The 7,744-nt window shown below is 36.4% G+C and carries 6 protein-coding genes and 1 tRNA gene; 5 read left to right on the forward strand and 2 right to left on the reverse strand.

The window, feature by feature from the left end:
* The coding region (locus ACOYLT_RS09185) for an SDR family NAD(P)-dependent oxidoreductase (protein ID WP_422853561.1) at positions 1-427 on the reverse strand (427 nt) is incomplete at its 3' end.
* A gap of 152 nt (positions 428-579) precedes the next feature.
* Between ACOYLT_RS09185 and ACOYLT_RS09190 the strand changes: the two genes are divergently transcribed.
* The 5 genes from ACOYLT_RS09190 (at position 580) to ACOYLT_RS09210 (ending at position 7,098) form a co-directional block, all read left to right on the forward strand.
* Positions 580-652, forward strand: a tRNA-Lys gene (locus tag ACOYLT_RS09190).
* A 275-nt stretch (positions 653-927) separates the two neighbouring features.
* On the forward strand, positions 928-3,984 hold the full coding sequence (locus ACOYLT_RS09195) for a SusC/RagA family TonB-linked outer membrane protein (RefSeq protein ID WP_422853562.1): 3,057 nt from the start codon (positions 928-930) through the stop codon (positions 3,982-3,984).
* A 26-nt stretch (positions 3,985-4,010) separates the two neighbouring features.
* Positions 4,011-5,420: a RagB/SusD family nutrient uptake outer membrane protein gene (locus ACOYLT_RS09200; protein ID WP_422853563.1), complete on the forward strand. Its 1,410-nt coding sequence runs from the start codon at positions 4,011-4,013 to the stop codon at positions 5,418-5,420.
* Positions 5,421-5,447: 27 nt separating this feature from the next.
* On the forward strand, positions 5,448-6,326 hold the full coding sequence (locus ACOYLT_RS09205; protein ID WP_422853564.1) for a hypothetical protein: 879 nt from the start codon (positions 5,448-5,450) through the stop codon (positions 6,324-6,326).
* Positions 6,327-6,396: 70 nt separating this feature from the next.
* Positions 6,397-7,098, forward strand: a complete 702-nt coding sequence (locus tag ACOYLT_RS09210) for a hypothetical protein (RefSeq protein WP_422853565.1) — start codon at positions 6,397-6,399, stop codon at positions 7,096-7,098.
* 119 nt (positions 7,099-7,217) lie between these two features.
* Here ACOYLT_RS09210 and ACOYLT_RS09215 read toward each other — a convergent pair whose 3' ends face one another.
* The gene (locus ACOYLT_RS09215; protein WP_422853566.1) at positions 7,218-7,550 is read right to left on the reverse strand and encodes a DUF6370 family protein; all 333 of its coding nucleotides are present in this window, start codon (positions 7,548-7,550) and stop codon (positions 7,218-7,220) included.
* Positions 7,551-7,744: the final 194 nt, after the last annotated feature.

The raw sequence follows: 7,744 nt of genomic DNA on the forward strand, positions 1-7,744 counted from the left end.
ATCCGGCAATGGAGGAAATACCTACAATGGCTCCTTTGTTTTGCAAAATATGAGGTAAAGCATAATGGGTACAGTAAACGGTTCCCATAAAATTCACCTCCATTACTTTTTTAATAGTTGCCGGAGCGGCTTCGGCAAAAAGTGCCCGCATAGAAATTCCTGCATTATTGATAAGTATATCAATGGTTCCGAAAGCATCCAGCGTTCCTTGAATAAAAAGTTGACAGTCATTTTCAACGCTTACATCGGCTTGTTGCACATGCAGAGGCTTTCCTGCCAGTTCTTTTTGAAGCGCATATAATTTTTCGGGATTGCGGGCACAGGTAGCCACTTTGGCACCTTGGGCTAAAAAAAGTTGTACCAATGCCTTACCAATACCATCAGAACCGCCTGTAATCACTACCACTTTATTATAAAAAGTCGACATGCTGATTGATTTATTAACAAAAATAAACTCTTTATTCTGCTTATCCGATTAAGAATCTGGGTAAAACGGTGAAATAAGAATATAAATATTTGGTGAATTTTTGAATATCCCTATTTTTGCACTCCGAAAGAGATGAAGCGCTCAATCAGGATGATTCCGTAGCTCAGTTGGTAGAGCAATACACTTTTAATGTATGGGTCCTGGGTCCGAGTCCCAGCGGGATCACAAAATAAAAACATTGTGCCATTCGTACAATGTTTTTTATTTTAATACCACTCACATTAGAAAAGTAAGTTCCTTTTCCATTTTAGCGAAAAGTGACAGCGTTCTATCAATTTCCACTTACAACCACACCTGGTGGGGTAATTTACTCCTCGGTGAAGTTTTTTCACACCTAAATAACCTATTTTCTCAGCAATTTGAACATTTTGTTATGCTATTGTGTTAAAAATGTTAAATTTTTTAACTATTATTGCAATCCAAAAACTAAAAAACGAATTATGAGAAAACTATTTACAGTTTTTCTGTGTTCGATTTTGGCTGTTTTACAACTAAACGCCCAAAATCGTATAATAACAGGAAAGGTTTTAGGCGATAATGGCGCCCCTTTATCAGGAGCTACCATACTGGTAGTAGGAACTTCTACAAAATCATTAACCAATGATGCAGGTAATTTTTCTATTTCAGTGCCAACAACATCAAAATCATTACTTATTTCTTATGTAGGTTACACTACCAAATCAATTAGTATTGGCAAAGAAAACAACATTAGTATTTCTTTGATTAATATTAGTTCAGATTTAGATGAAGTGGTTGTATCTACGGGTATTAGCAAACAAAGAAGATCAGAATTTACTGGTGCTGGAACAACAATTTCTGCCAAAGCATTGGTTGACCGCCCCGTAGGTTCTTTCGACCAATTATTGCAAGGTCAGGTTCCTGGGTTGGCTGCTTTAACTTTAAGCGGTGCACCGGGTTCTAATACTAACATTATCATTAGAGGTCAAGGTTCTATTTCTGGTGGAAGTAGCCCTTTATATATTATAGACGGTATTGCTGTTGAAGCGGGTGTATTTCAAGGATTAAATCCCAATGACTTTGAAAGCCTAGATGTATTAAGGGATGCTGCTGCATCTTCTCTGTATGGTTCTAGAGGATCTTCTGGTGTAATTGTAATTACTACCAAAAAAGGTAAGTCTGGAAAAATGAAATTTAGTTACAATGGTCAATTTGGTCAAAAAGCAAAACCTGACTTTGCTTTCAAACCAATGAATACTACTCAACTCTTAAAAGCACAGGAAGATTATGGTAAAATAGCAGGGGGTGGTTCAGCTATCCCGGGTTGGTTTTACTCAAAGCAGAACCCACGGTATGCTACTTTGGGACCTGCAGGTCAAGCGCAAGCAGACTTTTTATTGGATTCCATATCTAAGATCAATAGCAATTGGGGAGATTATGTTTTCAGAAACGGAAATTTCTCTAATCATCAAATTAGTTTATCTGGTGGAACTGGTAAAACAACCATTTATTCTAGTTTAGAATTATATAATGAGGAAGGTACCACTCCGAGAACAGACATGAAGCGTGTTTCGTTAAGAAACAATATCGATTATGCAGATGACAAATTCAGTTTTTCATTGCAATCTTCTTTTGCCTATACAAAAAGAAATTTCCAACAAAGCACCACTACCAACAGCTTAGGCAATCCATTTTTAATAGTAAACCTTCAGGCACCTACTTCTTTGGTGTTTAAGCCAGATGGATCTGGTAACTATGCAACAGGTGTTGGATCAGCATTTGCTGGAGCAAATCAGTTAGATTTAACTAAATATGACTTAAACTATAACGATCAATTGAAAGCAGTTCTTGGAATGACTGCCTCTTACAAATTAACAAATGATCTTACAGCAGCTGTAACAACAGGTATTGATTTTAGAGAAACGCAATCTTCTAGCTATGGAAGTAAACTCGCATTTACTAGAACACCTGCAGCCACAACTTCACCTACTGCATTAGCTGGTAATCAATCAGAAGCATACTTCAGATATTTGCAATTCAATATTAGACCATCCATCACCTATAACAAGTTAATAGCTCAAAAACATAAAATTAATGCCACTGTTCTTGGTGAATATTTAACCCAGTACGGTAAGGGCTTCTCATTAACGGGTTACGGTATCGATCCTCGAACTCCAAATACTCCTGCTGCAATTACGCAGGGTAATGCAGTGAATCTATTATTTGCGAATGTTGGCGGTGCTAAATCTCAAAATGCATTATTGTCTATGTTGGGTACAGCGACCTATATATATGATGGGAAATATACGATTGCTGGCTCCTATCGATATGATGGGTCTTCTAAGTTGCCTAGTAACAACAGATGGACTCCTTTCTATTCAGTATCCGCGAAATGGAATGTAATGAAAGAAAAATTCATGACGAATGTTAATTGGATTAAAGAGTTGAGCATAAGAGCAAGTTATGGTGGCTCAGGTAACAGCGACAACTTCCCTTTCGGAGATTTTGGCTATTTACCTACCTATACATCAACAGGAACTTATTCTGGTTTGGCTACTTTAGCAGTTAGTTCATTAGGCAATCCTGATTTGAAATGGGAAACAGTTTATCAAACAAATCTAGGTTTGGATTTCTCCTTATTTAAAGGAAAATTATACGGTAGTGTTGACGTTTATGACAAACGAACAAAAGATTTATTTGTACAAAAACAATTAACTGCAGAAGGTACTGGTGCTTCCATTACGGTGAATGCAGGTACTATGCAGAACAAAGGTGTTGAAATGTTGTTGAACTATGATATCATCAACAAGAAGAACCTACGTTGGACAATCACTGCAAATGCTGCTTACAATAAAAATACTATCTTAGATTTAGGAGGATTGGATTCATATCCTTCCGGAACTTCTTTGATCAGCGTTGGAAAAGCATTAGGTTCAATTTATGAAGTTAAGTGGGCGGGTGTTGATCCTGCAAGTGGAGCTCCTTTATATTATACCAAAGAAGGCAAAGTTAGTTCTACTTACAGTGCTAGTTATGCTGTTCAAGATTACGGAACGTATGAAGCACCTTGGAAAGGAGGTTTTGGCTCTCAAATACGTTATTTAGCATTTGACTTTTCTGTTTTATTTAGCTGGCAACAGGGTGCAGTTAAAACAGATAATTTAGAATATTTTGTTGAGAATCCTGTAGGTTTTATGAGTGGTGGATACAATCAATCTGCTGACTTGAACTTCTGGAAAAAACCGGGAGATATTGCATCCACTCCTAGTCCATTATATGGCACTAATTTCTCTTCAAAACTGATCCACTCAACTAATTTCATGCGTTTAAGGGATTTAACTATCGGTTATAATATGCCTCAAAATTTGATTCAAAAAACTAAATTTATCACAAGAGCTAGATTTTTCGTTCAAGGAACCAATTTATTTATATGGACAAAATGGAGAGGAATGGATCCTGAGGCAGGTGGTTCGAATATTAACTTAAGTGAATTCCCTAATCCACGTGCGGTGACTATGGGATTAAATATTACTTTCTAATTATCTAATAGATAAAAACACAAACAATGAAACTACATAAATACTTTGTTTACACAGTACTAGGTGCGAGTTTATTGGGTAGCTGCAGTAAGCAGTTAGACCTTGCTCCCACAGACGTATTTTCGGATGTAAACGCATTTTCAACCATTGCAGATGCACAACTAGCAGTTAATGGGGCATATGTTCGTTATGGAACAAATGCGAATACCATTTACTCAACTGCTTTGGTTACCGATGAAGCAAAATTAGGTGTGGATAATAATGGACAGGGTGCACTTACATTTCGTTTCCAATATAGCTCTGATGGTACAACCGGAGGTGATGTAACTGGAGCATATACTGGCTATTATTCTTTGATTGATCAGGTGAATCGCACATTGAACAAATTACCTGGAGTTATTGCAACCACTTTTGAGGAGCCAAGAAGAAACATTTTAAAAGGTCAGTTATTAGCTTTGAGAGCATTGGCACATTTTGATTTATTGCAGACATACAGTAAAGCTTATAGCCCAGCAGAGTTAGGCGTACCTATTATGCTGAAGTCTGATATCTTAGCTAAGCCCGCTAGAAATACAATGGCACAAGTAGTAACTCAAATTGAACAAGATTTAAGCGATGCTTTTTCGCTATGTCCTGCTGTAACAACGGCTTCTTTCCAGGATACGGTAATGAATCAGGTAAATATTAATGCAATTCGTGCTAGAGTTGCGTTGTATAAAGGAGATTATGCGAATGCAATTACCTATTCAACAGCAGTAATCAATTCGAATGTGAAACCATTGGCAACCACCTCTGCGGATTTTGGTGGAATTTGGACTGATGCCAATGTGTTTGAAACCTTATTTAGAATTAGATATGCAACAGGAACAAACATTGGTGGACTTTGGACAACTACAGGAAACCTTGTATACATTGGGCCAGCAGATAAATTAATGGCAACATTTAGTGCTTCCGATATTAGAAAATCCGCCTATTTTGCAGCCTATACTGGATCGCCAGCAAAACCTTATGTAAATAAGTTTTTTACATCTTCGAAAGGTGGAAGAGTTGTAGATATGAAAGCCATCAGAATTGCTGAAATGTATTTGATACGGGCAGAAGCTTATGCAAAATCTGCTGCTCCGAATGTTGTATTAGGTACGGCTGATTTAAATACATTAAGAGCGAGCAGAATTGCTGGTTACCTTAATGCATCCTTTGCTTCTGCTGCTGATTTGTTAACTGCAGTTTTAGACGAAAGATATAAGGAACTCTGTTTTGAAGGGTCTAGATTATTTGATTTAAAAAGAAATAATCTACCGGTAAATAGAGGTGCAACTGATGTTACCAGCGCTTCTTGGCAAACTTTGGCCGCTGGAAACTACAGATTTGTTTTCCCAATACCTCAATATGAAATATTGGCAAATCCTAATATGGTTCAAAACCCAGGTTATTAATAGACGATCCCTACAAAAAACATAATTATGAAAAAAAATAAATTGTATTTTTCAGCACTCGGATTTACCCTGCTGGTGATGATCATGGCTTGTAATAAAAACAATCCCTACGATACAGTAACACCGCCAGCACAAGCTCACTTTATGAATGCAACCATTGGTACTTATTTTGTAAAAAATGATCCCAATTCAACTTTCAAAATACCCGTTGGTGTAACCGTAAAATCTGGCTCAAGCAGAACAATTAATTATACCGTTACTTCCCCAACAGGGGCAGCTTCGGGAACTCAGTATACTTTGCCTGCAAGTACTGTAACAATTCAAGCTGGTAATGTAGTAGATTCTTTAACAGTGAAAGGTTTGTTTGCTGGATTTCCTGGTGTTAGAGTAGATACGTTGACTTTTAAAATTACTGGCGGTGATCTGGCTGCCTCTGATTATAATAGTACGTATAAATTGGTAATGCGCAAATACTGTGATGTTATTTCTACAAATTTAGTTGGTTCCTATGCTTCTTCTAGAGATTATGATAGAGCTTTAACGGGAGCTGTAAGCGGCGCAAAATACAGTTCTTCCGTTTCTAACTGGACGCCATTAACAGCAACAAGTGCATCAGTTACCATCAAAAATTTAGCAGCAACCAGTGATATAGGATTTGGCCCTTTTGCAGCAAACGAACCGATTGCTTTAAACGGCGTAACAGCTATTTTAGATTGGACCAACCCTGCTAACTTTACTGTTACCATTGCAAGTCAACCTTTTATGTTAACTACATTTGGTTATGGCCCTTCTACCATTTCAGGAACAGGATCATTCTCTTCTTGCGACCAAACAATCACAGTATCTACAATTGTTAGGGTTTCTGCAGGTACTTTTTCTGCAGTAGTTTCTACTTTGATTAAATAATGTTTTATTCATTATATTTAATGCCTCGTTAAGAAAATTAACGAGGCATTTTTTTATCTGAAATTTTATTATGAAAACGATATCGCTTGGTTTGTTTTTTATTTTTTCTTTTCAACTGACAATGTATTCGCAATCAATCACTAATAGTTTAGCAATGCTCCAAGATTTAAATGGAAGCCCATTAAAATTAGGGAACGCTAGAAATGTAGAAGGAAATCCTTTTTTTAAAACTACTTTTTGCGATGCAAACCTAATTACGGGTGATGGAAAAGTGTTTTCCAAAGTTCGTACCAAATTAAATTTGCAAAATAATATTGTTATTTATACTAAATCAGAATTGGATGAAAACGAATTTTCACCAACTGTTCAAATTAGGCAAATTCAATTCATTGGATGTGCGGATAGCAAAGGAGTTCCCATTTTCGAATCTGGATTTCCCCCCATTGGCAACCAGGATGAAAGTGTTTTTTACCAAGTATTAGATGCTGGTAAAACAAAATTGTTGAAATACTTTCAAATTGATGAAACACAAAATGCAGCAAACGGATTAAACCCAGGAGCGCCTGCGATTCAATTGCAGAAAGTTGAATATTATTTTGCGTTTAACTCGTTAAAAGGAATTCACAAACTATCTAATTCAACAAGTGCTATTTTGGAATATTTTTCCGATAAAAAATTACTAATTGAAACTTTTATTACTGCCAATAAATTAAAGTGCAAAAAAGAAGATGAATTAATCAAAGTGTGTAACTATTACAATTCATTAAACTGAGTTCCATTAAATAGGCCAGACTTAGAAAAAAAGTGGCGGAAGTACTGTTATGTTATCGCAATCTACCTTTTTAAAATATTTTGTAGTCTAGTGAATGCTTCATAATTCAATTGTTAAACTCACTTATCAATCAACTCGAAATAGCTTGCTACAAATTTGCCATCCACCACCTCACCCTTCACTTTTGCTTTTCTGATGGAATTACAGAATCCTTTTTTCTCATGGGCATCCCCGTAATCGTCGATATTGGCATTGGCTACAAAATAGTTTTTCCCATCTAATTTTATGGCGAGTGAACAGCCTTTTCCTTTCATTTTAAATTGACATTCCCCGCAAGTCGCTTCTACTGCTAATACCTTTTTATGGGGATCGATTTTCTTGGCAGGGGCTGTTTGGGCATGAATAACTGAACTCATACATAGCATCAAAAAGAGGTATACTATTTTTCGCATTATTTTTAATTTACGAACTAGAAAATAGGGATGTTTCTAATAAAAGTAAGACTTTTAAGGTTAGTTACTGCAATCATCCTTCTGGCAATAAACATCTTTTCGGCACAAAAATTTATTTTTCAACGCCAAAATAATCTGAATAATACAAATCCACTTTTGCGTGCTATACCCCTTTGCTTATTTAGTTTGGTACT

The organism is Flavobacterium sp., assembly GCF_049318185.1.
Lineage (GTDB): Bacteria > Bacteroidota > Bacteroidia > Flavobacteriales > Flavobacteriaceae > Flavobacterium.